Origin of the sequence: Chromobacterium sinusclupearum, from assembly GCF_002902845.1 — a bacterium.
Taxonomy (GTDB): Bacteria; Pseudomonadota; Gammaproteobacteria; order Burkholderiales; family Chromobacteriaceae; genus Chromobacterium; species Chromobacterium sinusclupearum.
On the sequence record NZ_PPTF01000019.1, the window covers coordinates 193,428 to 219,092 of the forward strand.

A 25,665-nucleotide genomic window follows, 5' to 3' on the forward strand; every position below is an offset into this window, starting at 1 on the left:
GACGTCACAACGATGAGCCAAGCGACAATGAACGACGCCTTGCCTACCGCTGCCGCCGCATCCGGCCTGAAGATGGATAGCGCCATCTATCGGCGCCGCCGGCTGACCCATAAGCTGACCATGACCATATCGATGCTGACCATGGTCTTCGGTCTGTTCTGGCTGTTCTGGATCCTGATCACGCTGCTGCAGCACGGCCTGTCCGGCATCAACTGGCAGGTGTTCACCGAAAGCACGCCGCCGCCCGGCAGCACCGGCGGCCTGGCCAACGCCATTTACGGCAGCCTGGTGATGACCGCCTTCGGCACGCTGTTCGGCACGCCGATCGGCATCCTGGCCGGCATCTATCTGGCCGAATTCGGCCAGCGCGGCTGGCTGGCGCCGGCCACCCGCTTCATCAACGATATTCTGCTGTCCGCGCCGTCCATCGTGATCGGCCTGTTCGTGTACGAAGTCTACGTGGTGTCGGTGGGCCACTTCTCCGGTTGGGCCGGCTCCTGCGCGCTGGCCATTCTGGTGATTCCGGTGGTGGTGCGCACCACCGAGAACATGCTGCGCCTGGTGCCGAACAGCCTGCGCGAAGCGGCCGCCGCGCTGGGCGCGCCGCAATGGAAAGTGACGATGCAAGTGACGCTGCGCTCGGCCAAGGCCGGCGTGATGACCGGCATCCTGCTGGCCGTGGCGCGCATTTCCGGCGAAACCGCGCCGCTGCTGTTCACCGCGCTGAACAACCAGTTCTTCAACAGCAATATGAACCAACCGATGGCCAACCTGCCTATCGTGATCTTCCAGTTCGCGATGAGTCCGTACGAAGACTGGCACGCCCTGGCCTGGGCCGGCTCGCTGTTGATCACCTTCAGCGTCCTCACCCTGAATATCGTCGCCCGCTGGATGGGCGGTCGCAAGAATCAATCGAATTAAGGCATGACAACCATGACCACCCCTAGCTCCAAGCTCGAGGTTCGCAACCTTAACTTCTTTTACGGCAACTTCCATGCGCTGAAGAACATCCAGCTGGAAATCGCGCCGCGCAAGGTTACCGCCTTCATCGGCCCGTCCGGCTGCGGCAAATCCACGCTGCTGCGCACCTTCAATCGCATGTATGAGCTGTACCCCGGCCTGCGCGCCGAGGGCGAGATCCTGCTGGACGGCCAGAACGTCCTGGGCCGCGACATCGACGTCAACCTGCTGCGCGCCAAGGTCGGCATGGTGTTCCAGAAGCCGACGCCGTTTCCGATGTCGATCTACGACAACATCACCTTCGGCGTGAAGCTGTACGAGAAGCTGTCCAAGGGCGAGATGGAAGACCGCGTCGAATGGGCGCTGCGCAAGGCCGCGCTGTGGGACGAAGTGAAGGACAAGCTGAAGCAGTCCGGCCACTCGCTGTCCGGCGGCCAGCAGCAGCGTCTGTGCATCGCCCGCGCGGTGGCGTCCAAGCCGGAAGTGCTACTGCTGGACGAGCCGACCTCGGCCCTGGACCCGATCTCCACCGCCCACATCGAAGAGCTGATTCATGAGCTGAAAGAGGACTACACCATCGCCATCGTCACGCACAATATGCAGCAGGCGGCGCGGGTGTCCGACTTCACGGCCTATATGTATCTGGGCGAAATGATCGAGTTCGGCAAGACCGACAATATCTTCACCGCGCCGCAGGTCAAGGCCACCGAAGACTACATCACCGGCAAGTTCGGCTGATTGCCAAGCTGTCGAACAATCGGCCCCAGCCCATGCTGGGGCCTTTTGTTTCTTCACCCATCAATGATGATGACATCGACAGAAATCAAGGACTTACCCTGCCAGCCAGGCGGTGCTGTCAAGCGGATTCTGTCGATTGGGTCGGCAAAACCACACGCTTTATATTTTTTTTATTTAAACTTGACGGCTCCCCCGCAGACCCCAACAATCCCGCCTTTACGATAAACACTGACTCGCCATGCTGGACCTGTTTTCCGGGCTCGACACCCATGTAGTCATCACCCTGGTGCTCTCTCTGGGCTTCGTGCTCGCTTTTGAGTTCATCAACGGTTTCCACGACACCGCCAACGCGGTGGCGACCGTCATCTATACCCAATCGATGAAGCCGCGCCTCGCCGTGTTCTACTCCGGGGTATGCAACTTCCTCGGCGTGATGAGCGGCGGCCTGGCCGTGGCCTATGCCATCGTCCACCTGCTGCCGGTGGACCTCTTGATCTCGGTGAACACCAGCCGCGGCATGGCCATGGTGTTCGCGCTGCTGGCCGCTGCCATCCTGTGGAATCTGGGCACCTGGTACCTGGGCCTGCCGGCCTCGTCCAGCCATACCCTGATCGGCGCCATCCTTGGCGTCGGCGTGGCCAACAGCCTGATCAACCACACAGCGCTGTCCCATGGCGTCAATTGGGGCAAGGCCATCGACGTCGGCGCCTCGCTGCTGGTCTCGCCAGTGGTCGGCGCCGTCACGGCGGGTTTGATCGTCATCCTGCTGCGTCGTTACCGGCCGCACAGCAATGTGCACAAGACGCCGTACCAGCGCCAGCAGGTGGAAGGCCGCAAGCACCCCCCGTTCTGGACCCGCTTCATGCTGATCGTATCGGCGATGGGCGTCAGCTTCGCCCACGGCTCCAACGACGGCCAGAAGGGCGTCGGCCTGATCATGCTGGTGCTGATCGGCATCGTGCCGGCCAAGTTCGTGCTGAACCTGGACAGCACGCCGTACCAGCTGGATCGCACTCGCGATGCCGCCGTGCATCTGCAGCAGTTCTACCAGCGCCATGAGATGGAGCTGTCCAAGATCATGGTCAAGACCAATGGCACAAGCCAGTACGAGTGCCATCCGCAGCAGACTGTGGCCACTGCCGGCCAATTGATCAAGCTGATGGGGGATAGCACCGACTATCACCATCTGAGCGCCTCGCAGCGTTGGGATGTGCGCACCCAGCTGCTATGCCTGGACGATGCGGCCAAGAATGCCGCGGCGCTGCCCAATCTGTCCTCCGACGAAAAGCAGCTGCTGAGCAATCTGCGCAAGGACCTGACCACCACCACCGAATACGCGCCGACCTGGGTGATCGTGGCGGTGGCGCTGTCGCTGGGCATCGGCACCATGATAGGTTGGAGACGCGTGGTGAAAACCGTGGGCGAAGGCATAGGCAAGAAGGACATGACCTATGCCCAAGGCGTGGCTGCGCAAACCACAGCCGCGGTGTCCATTGGCCTGGCCAGCTGGTTTGGCTTCCCGGTGTCCACCACCCATGTGCTGTCCAGCGGCGTGGCCGGCACCATGGTCGCCGACAAGGCCGGTCTGCAAATGAGCACCGTGCGTTCTATCGCCCTGGCCTGGCTCTTCACCCTGCCCGCGGCGATGCTGCTGGCCGGCGGCATGTACTACCTGGCGGCGCAGTGGTTCTGATCCAAGCCGCCGCCTCTGTCAAAAAGCCGCTCCTTGAGCGGCTTTTTTCATGCTTGATCCAAGTCAACGGCTTGTTTGTCTGCGCTTGAACCATTAATTAATGAATTGCTAATATGAACGCGCTTCATCAATGGTTTCTTTTGTTTGCAGCAATCCTCCCTCGCCGCCGCGATGCCCCCAATCGCGGCGGATTTTTTTTACGCCTTCAAGAATTGCTCCCGCCCCGCCAACCAGCGCTCCAGATGCGCCTCCGCCGCCTGCGGCCAGCGCTCCAGCAGAATAGGAGCCAGATCGCGCGCCGCCTCCAGCAGGGCTTGATCCTGCTCCAGATCGGCAAAGCGCAGCATGGGCAAACCGCTCTGCCGCGCGCCCAGAAACTCGCCCGGCCCGCGTATCTGCAAGTCCTGCCGAGCGATCTCGAAGCCGTCGGTATTCTCGTAGATCACTTTCAGCCGCGCCTTGGCCAGGTCAGACAGCGGGTTCTCGAACAGCAGCACGCACACGCTGCGCGCGCTGCCCCGCCCTACCCGCCCGCGCAGCTGGTGCAGCTGCGCCAGGCCCATGCGCTCGGCGTGTTCGATCACCATCAGGCTGGCATTGGGCACGTCCACACCGACCTCAATCACCGTGGTGGCCACCAGCACGTCCAGTTGGCCGGCGGCGAAGGCCGCCATCACCTCGGCCTTTTCCGCCGCCTTCAAGCGGCCATGGACCAGCCCGATGCGCCGCCCCGGCAAATCCTGCAGCAGCTGTTGATGGCAATCCACCGCCGTCTGCAGTTGCAAGGCTTCCGATTCTTCGATCAGCGGGCATACCCAATAGGCCTGATTGCCCTCGGCGCAAGTTTTTTCGACGAATTGCACCACCTCGGCGCGGCGCGGGCTGCCGATCAGCTTGGTGACGATGGGCGTGCGCCCCGGCGGCAGCTCATCGATCACCGACACGTCCAGATCGGCGTAGAAACTCATCGCCAGCGTGCGCGGAATGGGCGTGGCCGACATCATCAGCTGGTGCGGCTCCTCGCCCTTGTCCTGCAGCGCCAGCCGCTGGCCGACGCCGAAACGGTGCTGTTCGTCGACGATAGCCAAACCCAGCTTGTTGAAGGCCACATCATCCTGAAACAGCGCATGGGTGCCGACCGCCAGCCGCGACTGGCCGGAGGCGATCTCATCCAGCGCCAGTTGCTTGGCCTTTTTGCGCAGGCTGCCGGACAGCCAGGATACCTTGATGCCCAGCGGTTCCAGCCAGCCGGACAGTTTCAGATAATGCTGCTCGGCCAGGATCTCCGTCGGCGCCATCAGCGCCACCTGATAACCGGCCTCGATCGCCGCCAGCGCCGCCAACGCGGCGACGATGGTCTTGCCGCTGCCGACATCTCCCTGCAGCAGCCTGTGCATGGGATGGGGCTGTTTCAGATCGGCGCGGATCTCGTCCAACACCCGCCGCTGCGCGCCGGTCAGGCTGAATGGCAGCTGGGTCAGCAGTTTTTCGGTCAGCCGGCCATCGCCGACAATGCGCGGCGCCTGGCCCAGCCGCCGCGCGCGATAGGCTAGACGCATCGACAGCTGCTGCGCCAGCAATTCGTCAAATTTCAGGCGCTGCCAGGCAGGCAGCTGCGGATCGGCCAGTTGCTGCGCCGACCACTCCGGCGGCGGCTGATGCAACAGGCGGATGGCCTCCGAAAACGGCTGCAGCGCCAGCGGCGACAGCAGCGGCGCCGGCAACAGCTCGTCCAGCTTTTGCGACTTCAGCTCGGCATGCACCAGCTTGCGCAGCACCGGCTGAGTCAGACCGTTGACGGTGGGATAGACCGGGGTCAGGCTTTCCGCCAATGGCGCACCCTCGCGGACTTCGCGCGTCTTGGGATGCACCATCTCATCGCCGACAAAACCGCGGCGGATCTCGCCCAGCGCGCGGATGCGGTTGCCCTCGACAAACTGCTTGAGCTGGCTGGGATAGAAATGAATGAAACGCAGCATCAGCGTGCCGCTGCCATCCTCGATCTGCACCCGTAGCTGCTTGCGCGGCTTGTAGCTGACCTCATGCGCGGTGACGGTGCCCTCCACCAGCACCGGCTGGCCATAGGGCGCGTCGGCAATCGGGTAAAGGTGGGTTTCATCCTCGTAGCGCAGCGGCAGATGCAGCACCAGATCGAAGCGGCGGCGGATGCCCAGCTTTTCCAGTTTTTTGACCAGCGCGGCCGGCGCGGCCGGCGGCTGATTGGCGAGATCGAGCGGCGAATTCATGTAGGCGATTGTACCCAACAATGACAAAGGCGGAAGCGGCTTGCGCCGGCTTCCGCCTCTTCGTGCCGATCAGCCGGCAATGATTATTGCTGGCGTTCCCACACTTGGCTGCGGAAGAACGGGCCGATGTAGCCGCGCACGCGCAGCTTCTTACCGTCTTCGATCAGCTTGGCGCCGGAGGTGTAGATCTTGCCGGATTTCGGATCAAGAATCTTGCCATCGCTCCATTCTTCGCCATCCTTCTTCAGGCCCCACAGGATCTGCATGCCGTTGACCGGCTTGTCCTTGTTGGCGCCGTCGCACTTGTCGCACACCGCGTCCGGGTGTTGATACAGCTTGATGACTTTGCCGTTCAACTCGCCGTTCGGGCCTTCGTTGATCTGCACCAGCGCCTTGGCCTGATGGGTTTCGTCGTCGATGGTCTTCCACAGGCCGGCGGCGCTGCCAGCCAGAGCCATCTGGCTGGCCAGGCCGAACACGGCGGCCACGCAAGCGGCTTTGGCGATTCGAATCATGATGTTTTCCTCGTTCGTTTATTATGAAACAACAGTTTGGAGTAGCGGCTCTAGGATGCCAATTGGCGGGCCAACCGTCAAGTCAGCCTCACAGTTGCAACACCCCTTCCCCCATCGCCATGACGCGGCCGCCGACCAGCACAGAGCCATCCATTCCTACTTCCAGATACAGAACATTAGGCCGCTGGATAGCCTCGCCCTGCTCAACGCGCCAGGCCAATGGCGCCAGGCCGTTCAGCGCGCACCAGCCGCCCAAGTTGGCGCAGGCGCTGCCGGTGCCCGGGTCCTCGATCACCGCGCCCAGCTGCTCGAAGAACAGCCGCACCGTGGCTACGCCGTCCTGCTGGTGCCAGAGATAGGCAATCGCCTTGCCCGGCGTCTTGGCCGCGTTGCGCTTGAAGTGTTCCGACTCCGGCTTGGCCCGCAGCACCGCCTCGCGGCTGGCCAGCGGAATCAATAATTGCTCGGCGCCGGCATCAACCCACTCGGCGGGACCGGCCAGATCGGCCTGATCCAGGTTTAACATCGCGGCGACAGTCGCGGGCGACAAACCCGATGGCGAAGCCTGGGCGCTCAGCGCCCGCAGCTGGAACACGCCATCGCCGCGTGTGATGGGAATCAGGCCAGATCGTGTGCGCAGCGTGAACGCGTCGCCGCACTCGCCCATGTCATGCAGCACAGCCGCCGCGCCTAAGGTGGGATGGCCGGCAAAGGGCAATTCATAACCCGGCGTGAAGATGCGCAGGCTGGCGGCGCATTCGGCGTCGCCGGGAAACAGAAACACCGTTTCCGACAGATTGAACTGCCGGGCGATCAGCTGCATGTCCCGCTCCGACAAGCCGCCGGCATCGGTGAACACGGCCAAGGGATTGCCGCCGAAACGCTGCTCGGCAAACACATTGACGATGCGGTATCGGTAAACGCTCATCAGTCCTCCTTATATAGATGGCATGCCCGATCCTGCATCTGATCCTCCACCCTGGCAAGACGCATTTGTACCCGATCCGCCGCCTTGCGCGAGGCCGCTTGCCGCATCTGTTCGCTCAACGCCCGCTGTTTGTCGCCCAGGCGACGGCAACGCTCCCGTTCCGCCAGCCATTTCTTGCGCGCCTCGCGACGCTCGCGCTCTGCAGCGGCTTCGGCTTTTTGCTGCGCCTTCTCCCGCTTGCCCAGCCAGTCCGCCAAGTCGCGCCGATAACGCTGCGTGGCGGCGCGGTCACGCTCATCCTGCTCCACCACGCTGAACGGCTGAGCATTCATTTCGATGCGCTGGCTACCCAAGGGACAAGCCTGCTGGCTGTAAGCGATTCGCCCATCGGCCTCGCGGCACTTATAAACCTGCGCGGCCCACGCTTGATCGGCCAAAATCATTCCCAGCAGCATCAGGATCCGCATCACCCACTCCGCTTGGCATCATGTCGTCACCATGCCAAGGCAGGAGCATTTGACGCTACTGGCCACAAGTCGTGCCGCCTCGTCGTGGCGAGTTGGCACAAACACTGCGCCTTGCTGATCTGATTGCACCAGGCTGTCTCAATTTAGAGACGCGACGAGTAGCGCAATAGTTCAGATCGAAACAATATTGCCTCCCTCAAAAATCACATGAAATTGGCATCTATACCAAAGCAAGTTCTTGCTGCGCCTGAAAATATTTCAAACCGTATGAAATCGACGACCCATTCAGCTATTTCCTAGCTCTTCCTGCACAAAGCCTCCTCATCCCCTTCATCAAGCAAGGTCAAGCGTTCTGATGCAATACCATAAGCATAAGAGTAGACTCTGCGCGGCAATAAAAAATAACAATTCTGCATCTTGGCTCGATGGACACATCTAGACTAAGGATTTCGTGATGAATACAACGATGAAACTCCTGCCCCTCGCCGTGGGCAGCGCTCTGCTTTTGGCCGCCTGCGGTGGCGGCAGTGACTCCAACACCAGCAGCAATGCCAACAATGGCGGCACCACCCCCGTCGCTCAGGGCGTTGGCCCCGTCAGCGGCACGGTCGCGACTGGCGCGCCGCTGGAGAATGCTCAGTTGACATTCAAAGACGTCAACGGCAAAACCCTCACCGCTTCGACGGGCGACGATGGCAGCTACAAAGCCGACCTAAGTTCCTTGAAAGCCCCTGTTTTAATAGAAGCGAGCGGCACCGCGGGCGGCCAAAACCTTGTATTGCATTCCGTGGTGACCCAAGCCGGCACCACCAATGTCACGCCGCTGACAGATGCCATCGTGGCAATGAGTATCGATGGCGATGCGTCAGCCTGCTTCGCAGACAATAGCTGCGCCGCCAAGCTCACCAGCGACAAACTTAGCGCCAGCAGCGCCAATCTCCAGGCAGCGTTGGCTCCGATGCTGAGTGCTCACGGACTGGACAGCAAACTGGATATGCTGCATTCGGCGTTCAAGGCTGACAAGACCGGTCAGGATAAGCTGTTGGAAACCGTCAAGGTAGCAGCAGGGGATAATCCGGGTGAAGTTGCCATCCACAGCGCTTTTGGCGGTGACGAAGTAATTGTAAATCGTTCTCAGAAACCCAAAACTCAAGTGGCTGCTCCCGCGAAATTACCAGACTTCAAAGGCCTAGATGATTTAGCCAAGCAATTGACCGCAGCCTACCAAAAGGCAGATGGTCTCAGTGATCGCTTGAAGCTCCTCTTGAGCAAGGACTTCAACTCCTTTGGTGATAATGCGGCCCAATACATTACCGCCGAACAAACTGATGCTAACGATCCGCAAAACTCATACAATACAGTCGGCACACATTATGGCCGTCCTCAGATCGTACGCTGCGATAATGCGGAACGTTGCGAAGTCAGGATGACAATTACACCGAGCAAAAAACCACCCTATAATTTTTACGCCATAGTTAAATACGAAAACAGTGTCTGGAAACTAGCAGGCAATGATGCTCCGGTTAGCTATGATCTGGAAACCCGCGCGCAACAGCTGATCGATGTTAATAAAAAAAGCACCAAGCGCATGGGTGAACTTTACGTTTCAATTCAACGATATGGCGCATCAGCCCTGCAGCAACAATTTAGTGAAAATCCGCCTGCAGAACAAGTACATAGCGCTCAACTACTAGTTGGCGACAAGGTATTCAAATCCTTTTCCACTCAAACTGGTTGTGGCTTTACAGATGAGCCGGTATTTGGATACGAAGATCCCAGCAGCCATACCATTGCTTGCGGCCCCGCATTTGAATTAAATGATCAAGAAATTCAAAATTATAATGTGGCGCTCCGCCGAGGAACATTGAAGTTGCGCTTCTTCTCCGACGCAGGTTTCAAACAGCAGACAGGCAGGGATGTTTTTATACATACTGCGCTATTTACTTCCAATGACCTCAAAAAAATCAACTTCCCCACTATGGATGATGCTTCTATCGACAGAGCCAATAAAGCAAATGGCAGCACGGAGTTGAGTGTAAGTTGGCAAATTCCATCTTCGCTGAAATTTAATTTCATTGCCTTAAGAATGGTTCAACACACCACGCCAGATCAACCTTGGGGCATTCGTCGTAGTGAAAGCGCAGATGACACCACAACACATTCGGCAATCTTAAAAAATAATCTGGTTACCAAACTGACTCAACCAGATGCCTATCGCATTAGCCTCTATGCAAACGATGCAACGGATCGAGCTGTATTCACCCGCTATCTGTTTCGCTAGGCGCACGCCATAAAGCAAAACCCCGCGCCAAAACGCGGGGTTTTCTTTCCAGCCAGAACAAAAAGCTTACAGCACCATCACCGCTTCCGCCTCCACCAGCACGCCCTTGGGCAGGCTGGCCACGCCGACGGCGGCGCGCGCCGGGAACGGCTGGCTGAAGTACTGGCCCATGATTTCGTTGAAGGTGGCGAAGTTGGACAGATCGGTCAGGTAGGCATTCAGCTTGACGATCTGGTCCAGGCTGCCGCCGGCGGCTTCGCATACGGCCTTCATGTTCTTGAACACCTGGTGGGTTTCGGCGGCAAAGCCGCCTTCCACCACGACCATGGTGGCCGGATCCAGCGGGATCTGGCCGGACAGGTATACGGTGTTGCCGGCCTTGACGGCTTGCGAGTAAGCGCCGATGGCGGCCGGGGCCTTGTCGGTGTGGATGATTTCCTTAGCCATTATTCATCTCCTTCTTTCAGGAACAGGGTGAGCAAATCGTTGAGGAAGCGCTGGCCTTTCAGCGTCGGGCGCAAGATCGCGCCATCGCCGTCCAGCAGGCCTTGCGCCTGGGCGTGGTCCAGCTGGCGGCGGATCAGCGCCAGCGGCAGGCCGGTGCGTTCCTGGAACAGGCGGCTCTCAAAGCCGCCGGTCAGGCGCAGCAAATTCATCATGAATTCAAACGGCAGATCAGTGCGGGCGATCTTCTGATTGCTGAACAGCGGATTGCCGTCCGCCACCGCCTTCAGATAGGCCGCCGGCTGCTTGTGCCGCATCTGGCGGACGATGCCGGCGTGGCTGCTGATCTTGCCATGCGCGCCGGCGCCGATGCCGATATAGTCGCCAAACTGCCAGTAATTGAGGTTGTGCCGGCTGTGGCGGCCCGGTTTGGCGAAGGCCGAGGTTTCGTAATGATCGAAACCGGCGGCGTCCAAGCGGGATTCTATCGCCTCCTGCATGTCGGCCGACACCTCGTCGTCCGGCAGGTTTTGCGGCGTTTGCACGGCAAACAGCGTATTCGGCTCAATCGTCAGGTGATAGGCCGACAAATGCGTGATGCCGTAGGACAGCGCAGTGTTCAGGTCGGACAGCGCCTCGTCCAGCGTCTGCCCCGGCAAGGCATACATCAGGTCCAGGTTGACGTTGTCGAAGTGGGTGAGCGCGATCTCGACCGCCCGCTTGGCCTCGTCGCCGTCATGGATGCGGCCTAGCGCCTTCAGGTGCTTGGGATCGAAGCTCTGGATGCCGATGGACAGGCGATTGATGCCGGCCTCGCGGTAGCCGCGGAAGCGTTCGATCTCGAAAGTGCCGGGATTGGCCTCCATGGTGATCTCGGCGTCCGGATGCAGCTTCATCCGCGCGCGCACCCCGGCCAGCAGCGCGTCCATCGCCTGCGGGCTGAACAGGCTGGGCGTGCCGCCGCCCATGAAAATGCTGGTCAGCGGCCGGCCCCATACTTCCGGCAAGCTGTATTCCAGATCGCGCAGCAACGCGTCTACATAGGCCATCTCGTCGAAGCCGTTTTTCGGCTCGTGCGAGTTGAAGTCGCAATACGGGCACTTGCGGATGCACCACGGGAAGTGGATGTACAGCGACAGCGGCGGCAACTCGCGCAGACCGCCCGTCAGCGCCGAGACGTCGATCACGCTCATGCCAGCGCCTTGAGCTTGGCCATCAGTGCGGCCAGCGCCTGGCCGCGGTGGCTGACGCGGTTCTTCTCGGCTGCGTCCAGTTCGGCCACCGACACGCCATAGCTGGGCAGGTAGAAATGCGGGTCGTAGCCGAAGCCGCCCGCGCCCGCGGCCTGGTCGCGCACTTCGCCCAACCAGATGCCGTCGGCCACCAGTGGCTGCGGATCGTCGGCGTGGCGCACCAGCACCAGCACGCAGTAATACCAGGCGCGGCGGTTGGCCTCGCCCTGCAGCTTTTCCACCAGCAGCGCGTTGTTGCGCGCGTCGGACTTGGGCTCGCCGGCGAAGCGGGCCGAATACACGCCCGGCGCGCCGCCCAGCGCCTCCACGCAGATGCCGGAATCGTCGGCCAACGCCGGCAGGCCGGTCAGCCGGCTGGCGTGACGCGCCTTCTCCAGCGCGTTTTCCAGAAAGGTGTGGTGCGGCTCCGGGCATTCCGGCACGTCGAAATCGCGCTGCGGGCGCACAGTGACGCCCAGCTCGGCAAACAGCGCGCCGAATTCCTTCAGCTTGCCGGCGTTATTGCTGGCGAGAACCAGTTGGTCGAACATCTTTCGCTCTTTCTATCTTGTAAGCGGCCGGACCATCGTTCATGGCGTCCGGCCAGGCCGCCAGCTTAGCGGCTGACCTTCACTTCCGTCCACATCCGCGCCAGCACGCGGCGCTCGGCCGGCGTCAATTCTCGCAGCACGGTCCATTTTCCGGCCTGTTCCGGCGTCGGATTGATCACGGGGTGGGATTTCAGATCAACGCGGAAATACGCGCTGGCGCCGGCCACCGGATTGGTGGCGCCGTTGAGGTTGGTCAGCTGGGCGGCATTCTTGCCATCCAGCATGAAATTGATGAACTGGTGCGCCAGGTCTGGCCGCTTGGCGCTGGCGGTGATGGCCATGGTGTCCACGCCCAGCTCATTGCCCTCGCGCTGCGATACATTGCCGATGTGGAAACGCCGTTTGCTCAGACGGGCATCCTCGCTGGCTTGGAAGAATTCCGTGGAATAGCCCAGCGCCACCCAGATATTGCCGATGGCCAGCTGCTTCAGATAGCTGGCATTGGAGAACGCCGCCCAGTAAGGCTTGGCCTGCTTGATCACGTCGCGCGCGGCGCGCATGTCGGCTTCGGTGGCCTTGTTCGGGTCCTTGCCCAGGTAGAACAGCGCGGCGGTGAATACCTCGCGCGAGCTGTCCAGCACCGTCACCTTGCCCTTGATCTTCTGCAGCACCTTGGGATCGAAAATCACCGACCAACTGGTCGGATCGATGCCCAGCTGCTTCAGTTTCTCCACGTTGTAGCCCACCGAAGTCAGCGACAGCACAGTGGGGATGGTGTAGCGGTTGCCCGGATCGTAGCTTTGCGACAGATACGCCGGCGCCACATTCTTCAGATTGGGAATCTGCCGGTGATCCAATGGTTGCAAAAGCTTCTGCTTGGTCATGGCCTGCACCACGAAACTGGACGGAAACACCATGTCGTAGCCCTTGGCCCCGGCGGCCAGCTTGGCCAGCATTTCCTCGTTGTCGCCATAGTAGTCCTGCACCACCTTGCAACCGCAACTGCGCTCAAACTGCTTGACGATGTTGTCGGACAACGAGCCGCTCCAGTTGTAGATGTGCAGCACGTCATTGGGACCGGCCCAAGCCAGGCCGGAAGACAGCGACAGGGCGAGCATCAACTTCTGCAACTTTTTCAATTGGGATTCACCTCCAGACGGTCATGCCAGGCATGACAATGACAAAAGGCGGCACTAGGCCGCCCGGATCGACAACCGCCAGTTGGGCGGTCATCGCGGTATTCAGGCGCGGCGGCCTTGCAGCGTCGCTTCGTAGGCTTGGCGCAGCAGGCCGGCGTCGGCGCCGTCCAGCAGCTTGGCGTCGGACAGCATGCGCCGCCAGTTGCGCGCGCCAGGCAGCCCCTGGAACAGGCCCAGGATGTGGCGGGCGATGTGGCGGACATTGCTGCCATCGCCTAATCGCGCCGTGACGTAAGGCATCATCGCCTCCACCACCGCCGCGCGTTCCGGGCGAGCGGTTTCGTCACCATAGAACAGCGCGTCCCATTCGGCCATCAGCCAGGGATTGTGATAAGCCTCGCGGCCCACCATCACGCCGTCCACATGCTTCAAATGCTCGGCGATCTCGGCATTGGTTTTCACGCCGCCGTTGATCAGGATTTCCAGGTCCGGCCGCTCCCGCTTCAGACGATAGACATAGTCGTATTTCAGCGGCGGAATCTCGCGATTTTCCTTAGGACTCAGGCCTTTTAGGATGGCGTTGCGCGCGTGGACGATGAAGGTGCGGCATCCGGCCTCGGCCACGGTGTCTACAAACTCGCGCAGGTAATCGTAATGCTCGATCTGATCGATGCCGATGCGGTGCTTGACGGTAACATCGATATCTACGGCATCTCGCATCGCCTTGACGCAGTCGGACACCAGCTGCGGCTCCGCCATCAAACAGGCGCCGAAAGCGCCCTTCTGCACTCTCTCGGACGGGCAGCCGACGTTAAGGTTCACCTCGTCATAGCCCCATTGCTCCGCCAGCTTGGCGCAGGCGGCCAATTCCGCCGGTTCGCTGCCGCCCAATTGCAGCGCCAACGGATGCTCAGCCTCATCGAAACGCAGATGCCGCTCCACATCGCCATGCAGCAGCGCGCCGGTGGTGACCATCTCGGTGTACAACCAGCTGTGACGCGTGATTTGGCGGGCAAAATAGCGGTAGTGGCGATCCGTCCAGTCCAGCATGGGAGCGACGGACAATCTACGTTGCGGTAATGAACGGCTGGGGGCAAGCGTTTGATTCATGCGGGGAAACCAATTCTTCGCAGCGGCAGACAAGCGGCCGGGCTTGCCCGACACCCCGACCCAGGCTCGCTGCGATGCATAAGCGTTTGATCAAACGAGAAATTATCCTACTTACTGCAAGGCAGGGTCAAGGCAAAATGTCTCTCGCCTTACTCAATCAAGCGCATATGGGCGCGTACCCAATCGCGGTCTTCCGCTTCGAAATGCCACCACTCGGTGGCGATGGCGCGGAAGCCGGCCGTCTCCATGCAGTCTCGCAGCAGCAGGCGGTTGGCCAATTGCGCCGCGCTCAAGCGCCCGGCGGCGCGCATCGCCGCTTCGTGTCGCGGCTGGGCTAGCTCGGTGAAATCGTCGAAGCCGGTGCCCATGTCGAGTTCGCGTCCGGCTTCGTCCTCCACGGTGAGGTCCACCGCCATGCCGAAGCTATGGATGGAGCCGCGCGCCGGATCGGCCACGTACACCCGTTGCGGCGTATCCTTGACGATGTCCCATAGCACGCGCTGCACCCGCCCGGGACGCAGCGCGTCGAAAATCCGCAGACGGTATCCTGCCTGCCGCCGCGCAAGCTCCACGGCGGCCTGCGCCAGCTTGGCAGCGGCGTCGCGGTGCAGCCGCGCCGGCGGGGCCGCGCCGTACAAATCGCGCCCGACAAAGTTGTCGACGCCGGCGTAGCGCAGATCGAGGCGGACGCCGGGCAGCCCGTCTATCGGAACATATTCCGGAAAGCTATCCAGCGCTTCCAGTTTGATGGTCGCCGACATGGCGTCTCCTCTCTCCGATGATCCATCGCAAACCTGCGGTTGGACGCGATATGCGATACTCGAATGACAATCCGATACCGGCTTGAACTGACATGATAGCCCGGACCGATAAAACCAGAACAGGAAAGCGGACATGCTTCTTCCCGGCCCTTTGCGTCCATTCTTGCTTGCCGCGCTGCTGGGCAGCGCCTTGCCTGGCTCCGCCCTGGCTGCCAAGCCTCTGGTCTTCTGCGCCGAGGCCTCGCCCGAGGGGTTCGACCCCGCGCTATGGGACAGCGCCACCACTTACAACATCACCAAGCCGGTGTTCCAGGGGCTAGTGGAGTTCCAGCGCGGCGGCGTGACGCTGCGCCCCGGCCTCGCCGAGCGTTGGACCGTATCGGTCGACGGCCTGGAATACACCTTCAAGCTGCGCCGCGGCGTGCATTTCCACCAGACCGACTATTTCACACCGCAGCGCGACTTCTCCGCCGATGACGTGGTGTTCACCGTCAACCGTTGGATTCGGCCGGAGCTGCCATTCAACCAGGCTTTCAAAACGCCGCTGACCGGCCCGGACGGTTATGGCTTGGCCAAGATGATCGAATCGGTGCAAAAGCTGGACCAGCATACGGTGAAAATCCGGCTGAGGGAGCGCAACGCCACCTTCCTCACCTTCTTTGCGATGGGCTTCGCCGGCATGCAGTCGTCAGAATACGCCGAGCAATTGCTGAAAGCCGGCAAGCCGCAACAGATCAACCAGTTGCCCATCGGCACCGGCCCTTACCGCTTCAAGAGCTATGCCAAAGACTCCACCATACGCTATGAGGCCAATCCGCAATACTGGGGCCATGCGCAGAAAACCCGCAGCCTGGTGTTCGCCATCGTCGCGGATCCCCAGGTTCGCATCCAGAAACTAAAGGCCGGCGAATGCCAGGTGGCGGCCGCAGTGCGCGAGTCGGACCTCGACACGCTGGCGGCGGACAAGCGCATCAAGATCGCCTCCACCGGTGCCAGCAACATCTCTTATCTCGCCTACAACCTGAAGCGGCCGCAGTTCGCCAAACGCGAGGTGCGGGTGGCGCTGGACATGGCCATCAACCGCAACGCCTTGTTCAAGGCCATGTTCCCCAAGGGCGGCGCGATCCAGGCTATCAATCCGTATCCGCCATCGATCTGGAGCTGGAACCCGAAAACCCGCAACGAATACAACCCGGCCAAAGCCAAGGCCTTGCTGGCCCAGGCCGGCTATCCCAACGGCTTCACGGTGAATCTGTGGGCGCTGCCGGTCCAGCGCCCCACCAACCCCAACGGCAAGCTGATGGCGCAGATGATCCAACAAGACTGGGCCAAGATAGGCGTCAAAACCAATATCCAGAGCTATGAATGGGGCGAGTACCTGAAGCGCGCCGCAGCCGGCGAACACGATGTCTATATGTCCGGCCTGACCAGCAATTCCGGCGACCCGGACGACTTCCTGTGGAACAGCCTGTCCTGCAGCGTCAGCAAGGGCGGCCAGCGCTTTTGCAATACCGAGTTCGACAACTTGCTGCAGCTGGGCCGCCAGACCACCGATCAAAAGCAGCGCACGCGCTACTATCTGAAGGCGCAGGAAATCTTCAAGTACCAGCGGCCATGGATCACCATCGCCCATTCGCGCATCTATATTCCGCTGCGCAACAATGTGCAGGGCTTCATCATGAATCCGAACGGTTCTTTTGATTTCGAGGACGTATGGCTCAAATGAATCCCGCCTGGCCGTCCAGCTTCAGCAGCCATCGCTACCAGGCGCTGACGGACGGCCCGCGCTTGATCGTCACCGGCGCGGTGCACGGCAATGAAGTGTGCGGCGCCATCGCCATCCGCCGCCTCATGGCGGAGCTGGAACAGGGCGCGCGATCACTCGTCCGCGGCATGCTGACTCTGGTGCCGGTAGCCAATCCGCTGGCCTACCGGCTGGGCCAACGCGGCGGCGAGCGCAATCTGAACCGCAACCTCGCGCCCCAGCCCAGCCCGCAAGACTACGAAGACCATGTCGCCAACTGGCTATGCCCGCTGCTGGCCGAACATGAAGCGCTGCTCGATCTGCATTCGTTCCAGTCGCCAGGCCAGCCCTTCGTTTTTCTGGGGCCGCCGGATAACGCAGGCACGCTGGAGCCGTTTTCGCATGCGGCAAAAGAGGAAGCGTTGGCGCGATGTTTGGGGGTTAGCCGCGCCATGGATGGCTGGCTCAGCACCTATGCATTGGGTGTGGAGAGACGCCAATCGGCAGCGCTGGGCGACGCGCGGCAACACGCGCTGAACAGCGATGTCCGCTACGGCGTGGGCACCACCGAATACATGCGCAGCCAGGGCGGCTGGGCGCTGACGCTGGAGTGCGGCCAGCACGACGATCCGGCCGCGCCGGAAGTAGCGTATCGCGCCATTCTCAACACGCTGGCGCATCTGGGCATGATCCGCTCGCCGGCGCCGGCGCGGCAAACGCTGCAAGGGCTGAGCCTGTATGAGGTAGTGGACAAACAGCACGACGCCGACCGTTTCGTCCGCAACTGGGCCAGCTTCGATCCCGTGCGGCGCGGCGAAACCATCGCCGTGCGCGCCGATGGCAAGGCCTTGCTGGCGCCGGATGATGGCTGCATCGTATTTCCCAGCCCAGGCGTGCCGCCAGGGCAAGAATGGTTCTACCTGGCGCGGCCTTCGGCCAGATGGTGAGCGCCAAGGGCGCGAGACTTACGCGACAAACAAGCTGCCGCGCTCCGACACAATGGTATGCACCTCAGCTCCGGCGCAGCGGAAGCGGACGCGAAAAGGACGCATGCGGCCCAGCAATCCGCTTTTCTCGGTAGGCGCCAGCGTCAAGCGGCCGGCTTGCCAGTCCAGCGCCTGCACCTCGAATTCGGAGAAATCGACAAAGCGGCCCAACAAGGGGTAAATCGCTTTATAGCCGGCTTCTTTCGCCGAAAAAATCAGCGTCTCCGCCACGGTATCGTCCCGTGGCCCCAGCCAGGCCTGAATTTCTCGCTCCGTGCAGCAAAGCGACCGTATGCTCTGCGCCGCGCTCGGCCTGGCCAGCCGCTCGCTATCGATGCCCAAGGCCGCATAGCCGCTGGCAAATGCCGCCACCGCATAAGCCGCCTCGCCATGATGCGTGATGGAGCCGACCAAGCCATCAGGCCACTGCGGCACGCCCGACTCCGTGCGGCCGACAGCGCCGTTTGAATAGCCCAATTCCGCCAAGGCGCGCTCAGCGCACAGCCGCCCGGCCAGGAAGGACAACTGCCGCTTGCGCACGGCGCGGGCCAGCGCGGCCGGCAGGATCTCCGCCAGATCCAGCCCCGCCAGCGCCCGATCCAGCGCGGCCAGGGAGATGCCGCAACCCGCGCCCCCAGCCAGCTCATGCGGCGCGTCCAGCCAGCAGGCAGCCAGCTTATGCTGGGCATCCGGCAGCCATCGCCGCAAAGTTTGGTCCATGCGTAATACCATCTCCTGCCCCACCGCCGCCTGCATCACTTCATTCCTCCCGGCAACTGTCTGGCCTGCCGCCCCAGACTTCGCAAAATGGCCACCGCTTTTTCCGACAAGGCACAATAATTGCCGCGGCAGTAAGCGACGATTTCCTGTTCGCGCGGCAGTTCCGCCAGCCGCTGCTCCAGCTCGCTCAATGGGATATTGATGGCGCCCGGCAGATGGCCATCGGCGAACTCGGCAGCCGAACGGACATCCAGCAACACGATCTCCGGCATGCGCCGCAGCAGTTCCTCCCGCGAGATTGCCTCCAGCTTGTCTCGCTGCCACACGCTATCCGCCTGCAACGCTCGCATCTCGGAACGGTTGTGTTCGGCGCAAGCATGCAGTGCAAGCATCAGCGGCACGATAGGCCCGTTTCCCAAGCGGTACAGCACGTTTTTACCCTCGCGCCGCGACTGGGCAAAGCCGGCGCGTTTCAATAACTGCAGATGCTGCGAGGCATTCGCCACTGACAAACTTGCCAGCGCAGACAAGGCCTCGACGGTTTTCTCGCCATCGGCCATCTGTTCCAACAGCAGCAGACGATGGCTGTTGCCCAGTGTCTTGGCTAAATCCGCCATCGCATGCGGCATTCCATCTTCGTCATTTATTTTTGACATTGACATGACCTTGCCATTTACTTAATCATTCAATAGATTTATTGAATGATTGCCGATATTAACAGACGAGGCTCAGCCCGCTCAAGGGCATCCTCCAGCCTCGCGACACACTGAAAATGGAACCATCATGACCCTTGAATACCTCTGCTACACGCTGGCGCTCGGTGTCGGCGCGACGCTGATCATGGACCTGTGGGCGTGGGTGCTGCGCCGTTTCTTCCATATCCCATCGTTGAATTACGCCATGGTGGGACGCTGGGGCGGTCATCTGCTGCGCGGCCGATTCCATCATGACAATATCGCCCAAGCGGAGCCCATTTCCGGCGAAGCGCCGCTAGGCTGGCTGCTGCACTACGGCATTGGCGTTGTTTTCGGCGCCATACTGCTTGCGCTATGCGGGCCGGAATGGCGGCATACCCCGACGTTGCCGCCGGCGCTGGCTTTCGGCCTTGCCAGCGTGGCCGCGCCGTTCTTGATCCTGCAGCCCGGCCTCGGCGCCGGCATCGCCGCCAGCAAAACGTCGCATCCCAACGCCGCCCGCTTGCGCAGCTTGGCCGCGCACGGCGCTTTTGGTCTCGGCCTCTACGTGTCCGCCCTGTTGCTCGCGCGCTGATCGAGTCTATCGATGACAAAACGGGGAGCCGCTTGCGCGACTCCCCGTTTGCGAAGATCAGACTCGAACCAGACTTAACGGTACGCGCTGGCGTCCGCAGTCAGGATAGGCCGATGGCCATCGGCCGGCGTCTTGCCATCCACCGCCATCATCACCGACAAGGCGGTGATGGTGATGATGGAGAAGAAAAACACCTGGCGCGCCCAGGCCCGGTCGTCGGTTTCCCGCTTGTAGCCGGACAAGGCCATCTTCAGCCACCACAGGCTGGTGGCGCAGGCCACCGCCAGATAGCCGTAGCCGGCGTAGCCGCCGAGCACCAGCATCACCGTCGCCACCGCAAAGGCAAGGATGTACAGCACGATCTGCTGCTTGGCGCTGGAAATGCCGCGCACCACCGGCAGCACCGGGATGCCCGCCGCCTCGTAATCCTTGAAGCGGAAGATCGCGATCGCGTAGGAGTGCGGCATCTGCCACAGGCTGAACATCAACAGCAGGATAGCCGCGCCCATGTCGAAGCGGCCGGTGACGGCGCAGTAGCCGGCCACCGGCGGCACCGCGCCGGACAGGCTGCCCACTACGGTGCCGTACACCGAGTTGCGCTTCATGTACAGGCTGTACACGCCGACATAGATCACGAAGCCGAACAGCACGCAGCCGAAGGCCAGCGGATTGGTCCAACGCCACAGAATGGCGAAACCGGCCAGCCCCAGCACGATGCCGTGGGCCAGCGCCGCCTTGGTGCTCATCGCGCCGGTGACCAGCACCCGTTTCTGGGTGCGGGTCATCTTGGCGTCGATGTCCTGGTCGATGCAGTTGTTGATGGCGCAGCCGGAGGCCACGACCAGCACCAGACCGCTTACCGTGGCCAGCAGCAGCCACCAGTCAACCGGCCCCTGCGCCGCCAGCAGAAAACCGCCGACGGCCGAGATCAGGTTGCCGAAGATGATGCCCGGCTTGGTGACTTGGAGATAGCGTTTGAGCTTCAAATCGGCTTTCCTCAACCCTGCCTCAGCGCATCATCAGCGCGTCGGCGGAGTAGATGATCCAGATCGACAGGCCGACCAGCAGCACGATCACCATGCCGGTGAACAGGAAGGAGAAGGTATTGAGCTTGCCTTCCTTGCTGAAGTCCAGGTGCAGGAAATACTTCAGCTGCACCACGATCTGCACCACTGCCAGGGCGAAGATGCCGATCAGGGTCGCCTGCTTGGTGAAGGCGCCGCCCATCACCATCCAGAACGGGATGACGGTCAGGATCACGGACAGGACGAAGCCGACCAGATAGCCCTTTACGCTGATATGGCTGGCGTTGTCATGCGAATGGCTGTGGCTCATCACATGGCTCCTTTCAGGTAGACGACGGTGAACACGCAGATCCACACGATGTCGAGGAAGTGCCAGAACAGCGACAGGCAGTTCAGGCGGGTCATGGCGCGGCTGGTCAGGCCAGTCTTCACCACTTCCATCATCATCACGCCCATCCAGATCAGGCCGGCGGTCACGTGCAGGCCGTGCAGGCCCACCAGGCCGAAGAAGGCCGACAGGAAGGCGCTCTTCTGCGGGCCGTGGCCCTCGGCGATCAGGTGATGGAATTCATTGATTTCCAGACCGATAAACGCCGCGCCGAACAGGAAGGTCACCGCCAGCCAGCCCAACACGGCCGGTTTGTTGCCCTTGTGGCCGGCGATCATGGCAAAGCCGTAAGTGATGGAAGACAGCAGCAGGGCCGCGGTTTCCACCAGCACGTATTGCAGATCGAAGATCTCCTTGCCGGTCACGCCTTCCGCCACATTGCGGAACAACACCGCATAGCCCGCGAACGCCGTCGCGAACAGGATGCAGTCGGTCATCAGGTAGAACCAGAAGCCCAGGACAGTCTGTTCGCTGCTGTCGTGGTGGCCGTGGTCCTCATGCGCGCCATGCGCTTGGTTTACATAAGTCGTCATGTCAGATCCAGCCTGTTACGCGGTCGTGGTCGGACGGGCAGCCTTTTTCGGCTTGGCCTGATCACGCTCGGTATAGTTGTCCACATCGATGCCCAGCTGTTCGAAGCGGGCGCGCTCGATGGCTTCCACTTCGTCCGGCTGCACGTAGTAGTCCAGGTCGTTGTCGTAAGCGCGGGCCAGCATGCTGCCGATGATGCCCACCAGGCCAACGATGGCCAGCCACCAGATGTGCCAGATCATCGCGAAACCGAACACGGTGGCGAAGGCGCCGATGAAGACGCCGACCGAGGTGTTCTTCGGCATGTGGATAGGCTCGTACGACTTCGGCACAACGTAGGCCACGCCCTTTTCCTTCATATCGGTGAAGGCGTCGATGTCATGCACCTGCGGCAGCTTGGCGAAGTTGTAGAACGGCGCCGGGGAGGAGGTGGACCACTCCAGGGTGTGGCCGTTCCACGGGTCGCCGGTTTCGTCCTTCAGTTCCTTGCGCTTGATGACGCTGACCACGATCTGCAGCAGTTGGCAGCCAATGCCGCAAGCGATCAGCAGCGCGCCGAACAAGGCGATGTTCAGCCACGGCTCAAACGCCGGATTGGTGGTGTAGTTCAGGCGACGGGTCATGCCCATGAAGCCCAGCACGTACAGCGGCATGAAGGCGAAGAAGAAGCCGATCTGCCAGAACCAGAACGATGCCTTGCCCAGCTTCGGCTCCAGCTTGAAGCCGAACACCTTGGGGAACCAGAAGGTCATGCCGGCCAGGTAGCCGAACACGGCGCCGCCGATGATGGTGTTGTGGAAGTGGGCGATCAGGAACAGGCTGTTGTGCAGCACGAAGTCCGCGCCCGGCACCGCCAGCAGCACGCCGGTCATGCCGCCGATGGAGAAGGTCACCATGAAGCCCAGCGTCCACAGGATCGGGGTTTCAAAGCGCAGGCGGCCCTTGTAGATGGTGAACAGCCAGTTGAACAGCTTCACGCCGGTCGGGATCGAGATGATCATGGTCGCGATGCCGAAGAAGGCGTTCACGTTGGCGCCGGAGCCCATCGTGAAGAAGTGGTGCAGCCAGACCATGAAGCCCAGGATGGAGATCGCGCCGCTGGCGTAGATCATGGACTTGTGGCCAAACAGGCGCTTGCCGGCAAAGGTAGACACCACTTCGGAGAAGATGCCGAACGCCGGCAGCACCAGGATGTACACCTCGGGGTGACCCCAGGCCCAGAACAGGTTCAGGTACATCATGGCGTTGCCGCCCGCTTCCGCGGTGAAGAAGTGGAAGTCCAGGTAGCGGTCCAGCGTCAGCATGGCCAAGGCGCCGGTCAGGATCGGGAAGGAGGTGGCGATCAGCACGTTGGCCCAGGTGCAGGTCCAGGTGAAGATCGGCATTTCCATCAGCTTCATGCCCGGAGCGCGCATCTTGATCACGGTCACCAGGAAGTTGATGGCCGTCAGCGTCGTCCCTAAGCCTGACAACTGCAAGGCCCAGATGTAGTAATCCACCCCCACGTCCGGGCTGAAGCCCAGCTCGGCCAGCGGCGGATAGGCCACCCAGCCGGTGCGGGCGAAGTTGCCCACGCCCAGCGACAGGTTGACCAGGATCACGGCGGACACCAGCAGCCAGAAGCTCAGCGAGTTCAGGAAGGGGAAGGCCACGTCGCGCGCGCCGATTTGCAGCGGCACCACGATGTTCATCAGGCCGGTCATGAACGGCATCGCCATGAAGATGATCATGATCACGCCGTGGGCGGTGAAGATCTGATCGTAGTGTTCCGGCGGGAAGATGCCGTGGCTGCCGCCGGTGGCGACGGCCAGCTGGGTACGCATCATCAGCGCGTCGGCGAAGCCGCGCAGCAGCATGATCATGGCGACGATGATGTACATCACGCCGATTTTCTTGTGATCGACCGAAGTCAGCCACTCATTCCAGAGATAGCCCCACTTGCCGAACTTGGTGATGAGCGCGAACAGCATCAGCCCGATCAGGCCGGCGCCGCCCAGCGCCCCCATGATGATGGGCTCATGGTACGGAATCGCGTCCAGAGTCAGTTTACCTAACCACATTAATCGTTACTCCTTGACGACCGGCGGGGTGATCGCGGCGCACAGTTCTTTGGTCATCCTGGCCAGCTTGATAGCGTCGTCGCTATCGGCCAGCGAGGGGCGCGCAGCCATGTACTTGTGCTGCACCGCTTCGAACAGGTACGGCGTGCTGGACGAGTAGTAAGCCACCGGATTGTTCTCGCTCGGCTTCAGCAGCTGCAGGTAGGCCTGGGGATCCAGCGCCTTGCCGGAAGCCTTGACCTTGGCGACCCAGGCGTCGAACTCAGCCGGCGTCTTGGTGGCGATCGCGTTGAACTTCATGCCGGTAAAGCCCGCGCCGCTGTAGTTGGCGGAGAAGCCCTTGTAGATGCCCGGCTCGTTCGCCAACAGATGCAGTTGGGTCTGCATGCCCGCCATGGCGTAGATCTGGCCGCCCAGTTGCGGGATGAAGAAGGAGTTCATCGCCGCGTCGGAGGTGATCCTGAAGCTCACCGGCACATTGGCCGGGAACGCCAGTTCGTTGACGGTAGCGATTTGCTGCTCGGGATAGATGAACAACCACTTCCAGTTCAGCGCCACCACCTGCACCTGGATCGGCTTCTGGTCGGAGTCCAGCGGACGATACGGGTCCAGCTTATGGGTGGTGTGCCAAGTCAGCGTCGCCAGGAAGGCGATGATGATGCAGGGGATCAGCCAGACTACCAGCTCGATCTTGGTCGAGTGCGACCACTTCGGCTCGTAAGCGGCGTCCTTATTGCTGGCGCGATATTTCCAGGCAAAAACCAGGGTCATCACGATCACCGGAATGACGACCAGCAGCATCAGCGCGGTTGCCGTGATGATCAGGGACTTCTGCTCGGCAGCGACCGGGCCCTTGGGGTCAAGGATACCGCCTTGACATCCCGAGAGCAGCAGAGCGACGAGCGGAGAAAGCCCCCACAACAGGCGGGAGGGTCTATGGTTTCTCATCTTACGACTTTACGGGTTAAAAATCCTTCAACGCGCCGATGCGCAACAGGCGTTGTGAGCCATGCTCCAACGCCAGCGAAATGTTCAGCAGGCGGGTTCCGCCCTCCTTTCGGGGATCAGCAACGCCGCCAAGCGAAACAACAGACTTTCAGGGCTCGCGGATTCCGCGAATCACCGGCGCGCATCCGTTTCCACGGCGGAAGCGGGCCGGAGGAAGCCGCTCAAGAAGCGCTTCCCGTGATGAGGTGACAGCTGAAAACCCACTGTCCGGGTGAACGCCGGGATACGGCGCGGGAAGACAGGCATTCGGCAAACACAAACATCGAGTCCGACCCGGCCCTGCTGCGGCAAATCGTCGCAGGACGCGCGTCGAGCGGGCGTATTAGAAACAGTTTTGCCTGATATTTCAAGGGGATTGACTCAGATCAATGGCCGCAGCCGGCAAGATATGCAATTCGGTTGATTCCGATCAATATCTGCTGCGGGGAAAAACTATAGCGGAGACAATGGTTTAGGACATCGTACTTGACGGAACCAGGCGACGCCCAGCGTTGCAATCTGTTACAAAATTATTTTGCCGAATATAGCGCGCTGCAGCATGGCTGGGCTGGCGCCACACAATGAAACCATGGGTCGATGGAAATGCAAAAAGCCGAATCGGAAGGATTCGGCTTTTTCGTATTTGGTTGCGGGGGCAGGATTCGAACCTACGACCTTCGGGTTATGAGCCCGACGAGCTACCAGACTGCTCCACCCCGCGTCAGGAGAGAACGCATCATAATCCGCCTGTAGATTGGCGTCAAGACATTTTTATCTCAATGTATAAAATCAGCGGCGGAATAACTAGGGGCTGTTGACGTTTGGTGGGCGGTCGCGCCGGGATGCATTTTGCGCCGAATCGAGGCGTTTCGCGCGCCGCATAGTCATTC

24 protein-coding genes and 1 tRNA gene are annotated in these 25,665 nt (G+C 61.1%); 7 read left to right on the forward strand and 18 right to left on the reverse strand.

The genetic code is table 11. From position 1 onward, the window contains the following. The first annotated feature begins 12 nt into the window (after nt 1-12). From pstA to C2134_RS06145, 3 genes are all read left to right on the forward strand, one after another. Entirely contained in the window at nt 13-921 is a 909-nt protein-coding gene (gene pstA, locus C2134_RS06135; protein WP_369406776.1) for a phosphate ABC transporter permease PstA, read from the forward strand. A 3-nt stretch (nt 922-924) separates the two neighbouring features. Next, nucleotides 925-1,698, forward strand: a complete 774-nt coding sequence (gene pstB, locus C2134_RS06140) for a phosphate ABC transporter ATP-binding protein PstB (protein ID WP_199153594.1) — start codon at nt 925-927, stop codon at nt 1,696-1,698. A gap of 238 nt (nt 1,699-1,936) precedes the next feature. Continuing rightward, the gene (locus tag C2134_RS06145) at nt 1,937-3,391 is read left to right on the forward strand and encodes an inorganic phosphate transporter (protein ID WP_103318368.1); all 1,455 of its coding nucleotides are present in this window, start codon (nt 1,937-1,939) and stop codon (nt 3,389-3,391) included. 197 nt (nt 3,392-3,588) lie between these two features. Here C2134_RS06145 and recG read toward each other — a convergent pair whose 3' ends face one another. From recG to C2134_RS06165, 4 genes are all read right to left on the reverse strand, one after another. Then, complete coding sequence (gene recG, locus C2134_RS06150) at nt 3,589-5,637, reverse strand: ATP-dependent DNA helicase RecG (protein WP_103318370.1); 2,049 nt, start codon at nt 5,635-5,637, stop codon at nt 3,589-3,591. 83 nt (nt 5,638-5,720) lie between these two features. Further along, nucleotides 5,721-6,152 (reverse strand): DUF2147 domain-containing protein, encoded by a 432-nt coding sequence (locus C2134_RS06155; RefSeq protein ID WP_103318371.1) that lies wholly within the window; start codon nt 6,150-6,152, stop codon nt 5,721-5,723. 88 nt (nt 6,153-6,240) lie between these two features. Next, nucleotides 6,241-7,080 carry a PhzF family phenazine biosynthesis protein gene (locus tag C2134_RS06160; protein ID WP_103318374.1) on the reverse strand — a complete coding sequence of 280 codons (840 nt, stop codon included), beginning with the start codon at nt 7,078-7,080 and terminating at the stop codon, nt 6,241-6,243. Continuing rightward, a complete protein-coding gene (locus C2134_RS06165; RefSeq protein WP_103318376.1) occupies nt 7,080-7,547 on the reverse strand; it encodes a DUF4124 domain-containing protein in 468 nt (155 codons plus the stop codon). The genes C2134_RS06160 and C2134_RS06165 overlap by 1 nt, the downstream gene beginning before the upstream one ends. Before the next feature lie 454 nt (nt 7,548-8,001). On the opposite strand from C2134_RS06165, the gene C2134_RS06170 reads away from it, so the two are divergent. After that, complete coding sequence (locus C2134_RS06170; RefSeq protein ID WP_103318378.1) at nt 8,002-9,828, forward strand: carboxypeptidase-like regulatory domain-containing protein; 1,827 nt, start codon at nt 8,002-8,004, stop codon at nt 9,826-9,828. Between the two features lie 66 nt (nt 9,829-9,894). Here the strand turns inward: C2134_RS06170 and C2134_RS06175 are convergent, their stop codons facing one another. From C2134_RS06175 to C2134_RS06200, 6 genes are all read right to left on the reverse strand, one after another. Continuing rightward, complete coding sequence (locus C2134_RS06175; RefSeq protein WP_103318380.1) at nt 9,895-10,275, reverse strand: RidA family protein; 381 nt, start codon at nt 10,273-10,275, stop codon at nt 9,895-9,897. Then, complete coding sequence (gene hemW / locus C2134_RS06180; protein WP_103318382.1) at nt 10,275-11,465, reverse strand: radical SAM family heme chaperone HemW; 1,191 nt, start codon at nt 11,463-11,465, stop codon at nt 10,275-10,277. Before hemW ends, C2134_RS06175 begins: the two co-directional genes overlap by 1 nt. After that, entirely contained in the window at nt 11,462-12,055 is a 594-nt protein-coding gene (gene rdgB / locus C2134_RS06185; protein WP_103318384.1) for an RdgB/HAM1 family non-canonical purine NTP pyrophosphatase, read from the reverse strand. The genes hemW and rdgB overlap by 4 nt, the downstream gene beginning before the upstream one ends. Before the next feature lie 65 nt (nt 12,056-12,120). After that, entirely contained in the window at nt 12,121-13,194 is a 1,074-nt protein-coding gene (locus C2134_RS06190) for an ABC transporter substrate-binding protein (RefSeq protein WP_103318386.1), read from the reverse strand. Between the two features lie 102 nt (nt 13,195-13,296). Then, on the reverse strand, nt 13,297-14,304 hold the full coding sequence (gene dusA, locus C2134_RS06195; protein WP_103318390.1) for a tRNA dihydrouridine(20/20a) synthase DusA: 1,008 nt from the start codon (nt 14,302-14,304) through the stop codon (nt 13,297-13,299). Nucleotides 14,305-14,453: 149 nt separating this feature from the next. Then, complete coding sequence (locus tag C2134_RS06200) at nt 14,454-15,065, reverse strand: M15 family metallopeptidase (RefSeq protein ID WP_103318393.1); 612 nt, start codon at nt 15,063-15,065, stop codon at nt 14,454-14,456. A 133-nt stretch (nt 15,066-15,198) separates the two neighbouring features. On the opposite strand from C2134_RS06200, the gene C2134_RS06205 reads away from it, so the two are divergent. Then, nucleotides 15,199-16,791 carry an ABC transporter substrate-binding protein gene (locus C2134_RS06205; RefSeq protein ID WP_103318395.1) on the forward strand — a complete coding sequence of 531 codons (1,593 nt, stop codon included), beginning with the start codon at nt 15,199-15,201 and terminating at the stop codon, nt 16,789-16,791. Next, complete coding sequence (locus C2134_RS06210) at nt 16,788-17,756, forward strand: M14 family metallopeptidase (protein ID WP_103318397.1); 969 nt, start codon at nt 16,788-16,790, stop codon at nt 17,754-17,756. The genes C2134_RS06205 and C2134_RS06210 overlap by 4 nt, the downstream gene beginning before the upstream one ends. A gap of 18 nt (nt 17,757-17,774) precedes the next feature. On the opposite strand, the gene C2134_RS06215 is transcribed toward C2134_RS06210, so the two are convergent. Next, nucleotides 17,775-18,515 (reverse strand): 4'-phosphopantetheinyl transferase family protein, encoded by a 741-nt coding sequence (locus C2134_RS06215; RefSeq protein ID WP_146042101.1) that lies wholly within the window; start codon nt 18,513-18,515, stop codon nt 17,775-17,777. A 35-nt stretch (nt 18,516-18,550) separates the two neighbouring features. After that, nucleotides 18,551-19,132 carry an ArsR/SmtB family transcription factor gene (locus C2134_RS06220; protein ID WP_233164251.1) on the reverse strand — a complete coding sequence of 194 codons (582 nt, stop codon included), beginning with the start codon at nt 19,130-19,132 and terminating at the stop codon, nt 18,551-18,553. A gap of 166 nt (nt 19,133-19,298) precedes the next feature. Here C2134_RS06220 and C2134_RS06225 point away from each other — a divergent pair, with 166 nt between their 5' ends. Further along, the gene (locus C2134_RS06225; protein WP_103318403.1) at nt 19,299-19,784 is read left to right on the forward strand and encodes a DUF2938 domain-containing protein; all 486 of its coding nucleotides are present in this window, start codon (nt 19,299-19,301) and stop codon (nt 19,782-19,784) included. Nucleotides 19,785-19,858: 74 nt separating this feature from the next. On the opposite strand, the gene cyoE is transcribed toward C2134_RS06225, so the two are convergent. From cyoE to C2134_RS06255, 6 genes are all read right to left on the reverse strand, one after another. Then, nucleotides 19,859-20,770 (reverse strand): heme o synthase, encoded by a 912-nt coding sequence (gene cyoE / locus C2134_RS06230; RefSeq protein ID WP_103318405.1) that lies wholly within the window; start codon nt 20,768-20,770, stop codon nt 19,859-19,861. Between the two features lie 22 nt (nt 20,771-20,792). After that, nucleotides 20,793-21,119 carry a cytochrome o ubiquinol oxidase subunit IV gene (gene cyoD, locus C2134_RS06235; RefSeq protein WP_071108963.1) on the reverse strand — a complete coding sequence of 109 codons (327 nt, stop codon included), beginning with the start codon at nt 21,117-21,119 and terminating at the stop codon, nt 20,793-20,795. Next, on the reverse strand, nt 21,119-21,730 hold the full coding sequence (gene cyoC, locus C2134_RS06240) for a cytochrome o ubiquinol oxidase subunit III (RefSeq protein ID WP_103318407.1): 612 nt from the start codon (nt 21,728-21,730) through the stop codon (nt 21,119-21,121). The genes cyoD and cyoC overlap by 1 nt, the downstream gene beginning before the upstream one ends. 15 nt (nt 21,731-21,745) lie before the next feature. Next, on the reverse strand, nt 21,746-23,788 hold the full coding sequence (gene cyoB, locus C2134_RS06245; RefSeq protein WP_103318409.1) for a cytochrome o ubiquinol oxidase subunit I: 2,043 nt from the start codon (nt 23,786-23,788) through the stop codon (nt 21,746-21,748). Nucleotides 23,789-23,794: 6 nt separating this feature from the next. Further along, on the reverse strand, nt 23,795-24,736 hold the full coding sequence (gene cyoA, locus C2134_RS06250; protein ID WP_103318412.1) for a ubiquinol oxidase subunit II: 942 nt from the start codon (nt 24,734-24,736) through the stop codon (nt 23,795-23,797). A 683-nt stretch (nt 24,737-25,419) separates the two neighbouring features. Beyond that, a tRNA-Met gene (locus tag C2134_RS06255) sits at nt 25,420-25,496 on the reverse strand. Nucleotides 25,497-25,665 lie beyond the last annotated feature (169 nt).

Bases quoted from the DNA above. Each gene is read 5' to 3' on its own strand.
- pstA (WP_369406776.1), top strand. From the start codon at position 13: ATGAGCCAAGCGACAATGAACGACGCCTTGCCTACCGCTGCCGCCGCA.
- pstB (WP_199153594.1), top strand. From the start codon at position 925: ATGACAACCATGACCACCCCTAGCTCCAAGCTCGAGGTTCGCAACCTT.
- C2134_RS06145 (WP_103318368.1), top strand. From the start codon at position 1,937: ATGCTGGACCTGTTTTCCGGGCTCGACACCCATGTAGTCATCACCCTG.
- recG (WP_103318370.1), bottom strand. From the start codon at position 5,637: ATGAATTCGCCGCTCGATCTCGCCAATCAGCCGCCGGCCGCGCCGGCC.
- C2134_RS06155 (WP_103318371.1), bottom strand. From the start codon at position 6,152: ATGATTCGAATCGCCAAAGCCGCTTGCGTGGCCGCCGTGTTCGGCCTG.
- C2134_RS06160 (WP_103318374.1), bottom strand. From the start codon at position 7,080: ATGAGCGTTTACCGATACCGCATCGTCAATGTGTTTGCCGAGCAGCGT.
- C2134_RS06165 (WP_103318376.1), bottom strand. From the start codon at position 7,547: ATGCGGATCCTGATGCTGCTGGGAATGATTTTGGCCGATCAAGCGTGG.
- C2134_RS06170 (WP_103318378.1), top strand. From the start codon at position 8,002: ATGAATACAACGATGAAACTCCTGCCCCTCGCCGTGGGCAGCGCTCTG.
- C2134_RS06175 (WP_103318380.1), bottom strand. From the start codon at position 10,275: ATGGCTAAGGAAATCATCCACACCGACAAGGCCCCGGCCGCCATCGGC.
- hemW (WP_103318382.1), bottom strand. From the start codon at position 11,465: ATGAGCGTGATCGACGTCTCGGCGCTGACGGGCGGTCTGCGCGAGTTG.
- rdgB (WP_103318384.1), bottom strand. From the start codon at position 12,055: ATGTTCGACCAACTGGTTCTCGCCAGCAATAACGCCGGCAAGCTGAAG.
- dusA (WP_103318390.1), bottom strand. From the start codon at position 14,304: ATGAATCAAACGCTTGCCCCCAGCCGTTCATTACCGCAACGTAGATTG.
- C2134_RS06200 (WP_103318393.1), bottom strand. From the start codon at position 15,065: ATGTCGGCGACCATCAAACTGGAAGCGCTGGATAGCTTTCCGGAATAT.
- C2134_RS06205 (WP_103318395.1), top strand. From the start codon at position 15,199: ATGCTTCTTCCCGGCCCTTTGCGTCCATTCTTGCTTGCCGCGCTGCTG.
- C2134_RS06210 (WP_103318397.1), top strand. From the start codon at position 16,788: ATGAATCCCGCCTGGCCGTCCAGCTTCAGCAGCCATCGCTACCAGGCG.
- C2134_RS06215 (WP_146042101.1), bottom strand. From the start codon at position 18,515: ATGGACCAAACTTTGCGGCGATGGCTGCCGGATGCCCAGCATAAGCTG.
- C2134_RS06220 (WP_233164251.1), bottom strand. From the start codon at position 19,132: ATGGCGGATTTAGCCAAGACACTGGGCAACAGCCATCGTCTGCTGCTG.
- C2134_RS06225 (WP_103318403.1), top strand. From the start codon at position 19,299: ATGACCCTTGAATACCTCTGCTACACGCTGGCGCTCGGTGTCGGCGCG.
- cyoD (WP_071108963.1), bottom strand. From the start codon at position 21,119: ATGAGCCACAGCCATTCGCATGACAACGCCAGCCATATCAGCGTAAAG.
- cyoC (WP_103318407.1), bottom strand. From the start codon at position 21,730: ATGACGACTTATGTAAACCAAGCGCATGGCGCGCATGAGGACCACGGC.
- cyoB (WP_103318409.1), bottom strand. From the start codon at position 23,788: ATGTGGTTAGGTAAACTGACTCTGGACGCGATTCCGTACCATGAGCCC.
- cyoA (WP_103318412.1), bottom strand. From the start codon at position 24,736: ATGAGAAACCATAGACCCTCCCGCCTGTTGTGGGGGCTTTCTCCGCTC.